The sequence below is a fragment of the Desulfosarcina cetonica JCM 12296 genome, assembly GCF_001311845.1.
Lineage (GTDB): Bacteria > Desulfobacterota > Desulfobacteria > Desulfobacterales > Desulfosarcinaceae > Desulfosarcina > Desulfosarcina cetonica.
Window position 1 is genome coordinate 1 of sequence record NZ_BBCC01000371.1, and the last position, 2,713, is coordinate 2,713.

The following is a 2,713-nucleotide window of genomic DNA, read 5'->3' on the forward strand; positions in this document are numbered from 1 at the left end:
GGGTGTGGATCTAACGCGGTAATTTCTAATTGCAGTTAAATTGGTTAGTTGTATACATGTAAGAGTAATGCCAGCCTCCTTTCTGGGCAGCTAACCCCGCCATAATTCGATATGCCGTGCATTTTTTACGGGACAAAAGACCATCTCTTTGCTATGAAAAATCAGCAAAGGGAGGATTCCATGCACGGATTGATGGCGCAGCAACGATTTTGTGGTCGCGAGTTCAGCATTGGGGAGGTGTCGCTGATCCAGGAAGTGGTGGACACCTGTGGCGGAATCAGCCGAAATGAGCTGGCTTGCACGGTGTGTGAGCTGTTGGAATGGATGCGGCCCAATGGCAAACTTAAAACCCGTGAATGCTTGGAGCTTCTGGTGCAACTGGAGGGCAAGGGGGTCCTGAAGCTTCCGGATAAACGGCAAGACGGGAACACCAAACCCCGCAAGCGCAAAGCAGAGGTTCGAGCCAATGCACCTTACAGCGAACTTACCGGCAGCGTGGAGGATTTTACGCCGCTGGATGTGAAGCAGGTACAGACAAGGGAGCAGCGGGAGCTTTTCAAGGACCTTCTCGCCCGGTACCACTACCTTGGATATGCGATGCCTTTTGGAGCACGGATCCAATATCTGGTATATGTCGATCGCCCCCGGCGCGAAGTGGTGGGATGCCTCCAATTTTCCAGCCCTGCCTGGCGGATGAAAGCCCGGGATCAATGGATCGGCTGGGACGATAAGCGTCGGGAGGAAGGGCTGCAGCAGGTGGTCAATAACAGCCGGTTCCTGGTTATGGCATCCATCCGTAACCTGGCCAGCGCCATGCTCAGCTGTGCCCTGCGCCATCTGAAAAGCGATTGGGAGCGGCAGTACGGGGTATCGCCCCTGCTTTTGGAAACCCTTGTGGATCGGAACCGGTTCCACGGAGGCTGTTATCGCTCCGCCAACTGGATCGAGTTGGGGGAGACCACCGGGCGCGGCCGGATGGACAAGACCAACCGGCGCCGCAACGACCAGGTGAAAACCATCCTGGTCTATCCGTTGGTAAAAAATGCCGCAAGGCGCCTCAGGGACGGGAGGTAAAGGACAATGAGCGCAGCACTGGCCCTGTCGTCCTTGGAACGGTCTTATGGCAAGGGGCGGCAATATTTTGAAGGTATCGTATCTTTCCTGGATTCCAAAAAGGGCAGTGAGATGAACCTTAGTGAACTGGAGCGAGAACTTAAAAAGCGGGGCCTGGAGCTGATGCGCCAGCTGCTTCAGGAGCATGTGGACAGTCGTGGTCCCGGTCTGTGTGTTGAGGCGGTCGTTGACGCCGACGGTGTCGAGCGTTTGCGGATAAGACCTCACGAGCGGAAGGTCGAGACGGTTTTTGGCACCATTGAGGAGCACCGGGCAGGATACGGGCGGGAGGGAACCTGTAGCCTTCACCCACTGGATGCCGAACTCAACGTTCCTCCCGAGCGCTATTCGCTCGAGATGCGGCGCTGGTTGCCCTTAATACCGCAAAAAATTCCTTCGACGAAGCCGTGGAAACGATTGATCATGTCACGGGTGGATATATTCCCAAACGCCAGGTGGAGGAACTGACGCAAAGAGCAGCCCAGGACTTCGACGCTTTTTACCAAAAGCGCCGATGCAACGCTGAAGAAAACGGGCAGACAGGTCCACTGCTGGTGATCACCACCGACGGAAAGGGAGTGGTGATGCATGAGGAGGATCTCAGGGAACAGACCCGCAATGCCGCTAAAAAGCGTAAACAAAAAATGAGAACAAGGCTTTCCAAGGGGGAAAAGAAAAACTGCAAACGCATGGCCACCGTGGCGGCCGTCTACACGATCGATCCTTTCGAGCGCTCTCCCGAAGATCTGATCGCCGAAGAGGCCGGCACCGTAAGCAAGGGAAAACGTCCCCGTCCCGAACAAAAGCGCGTGTGGGCAAGCCTTGAGAAGGAACCGGAGCAGGTCATTGAGGATGCATTTGACGAGGCCAGCCGCCGGGATCCAAGCCATAAGAAGCATTGGGTCGCGTTGGTAGATGGCAACAACGCCCAGATCGATATCCTCGAGCGAATTGCCAAGAAAAGGGGCGTGAATATGACGATCATCGTCGATATCGTTCACGTCATTGAATATTTGTGGAAGGCCGGCAGGGTGTTCCACCCGGGATCCGGACCCGAGCTTGAAGGCTGGGTTCGCCATCGTCTTCTTGCCGTCCTTAATGGGAAAGCCGGTTTGATGGCAGGGGGGATGCGCCGTAGCGCCACCCTAAAGGGATTGGATAAAAAGGCCCGCGAACCGGTAGATACGTGCGCAACCTACCTGATCAACAAGTCTCCTTATCTTCACTACAATCATTACCTCTCGCAAGGGTTCCCCATTGCCACAGGCGTTATAGAGGGAGCGTGCAGGCATCTCGTCAAAGATCGCCTCGAAATTACGGGAGCAAAATGGAAGCTTCCAAGCGCCGAGGCCGTGCTTCGACTTCGGGCCTTGCGCGCAAGCCACGACTTTGATGAATACTGGACCTTTCATGAGGCTTGCGAATACAAACGGAATCATCAGAATCTTTATGCTGGAGGGGTCGTTCCACGAACCTCAACGGCTCATCTTCCTTCCAATCGCGATCACTTGAAAGTAATCAAGTAGCATCATCCGGTAGACAAGATGTAGCATGGACTGCTTCAAACAGTATTTTTAAGCGTTGTAAAAGATCCGCACCC

The 2,713-nt window shown here is 54.6% G+C and carries 3 protein-coding genes; all 3 read left to right on the forward strand.

Going from position 1 to position 2,713, the window contains the following annotated elements; translation table 11 throughout:
• Window positions 1-180 precede the first annotated feature (180 nt).
• The 3 genes from JCM12296_RS33900 to JCM12296_RS33910 are packed head-to-tail and all read left to right on the forward strand — an operon-like array spanning window position 181 to window position 2,639.
• Complete coding sequence (locus JCM12296_RS33900) at window positions 181-1,074, forward strand: DUF4338 domain-containing protein (protein ID WP_246805291.1); 894 nt, start codon at window positions 181-183, stop codon at window positions 1,072-1,074.
• A gap of 6 nt (window positions 1,075-1,080) precedes the next feature.
• Window positions 1,081-1,581 carry a hypothetical protein gene (locus JCM12296_RS33905; protein ID WP_054702440.1) on the forward strand — a complete coding sequence of 167 codons (501 nt, stop codon included), beginning with the start codon at window positions 1,081-1,083 and terminating at the stop codon, window positions 1,579-1,581.
• Complete coding sequence (locus JCM12296_RS33910; protein WP_246805293.1) at window positions 1,521-2,639, forward strand: ISKra4 family transposase; 1,119 nt, start codon at window positions 1,521-1,523, stop codon at window positions 2,637-2,639. The genes JCM12296_RS33905 and JCM12296_RS33910 overlap by 61 nt, the downstream gene beginning before the upstream one ends.
• Window positions 2,640-2,713: the final 74 nt, after the last annotated feature.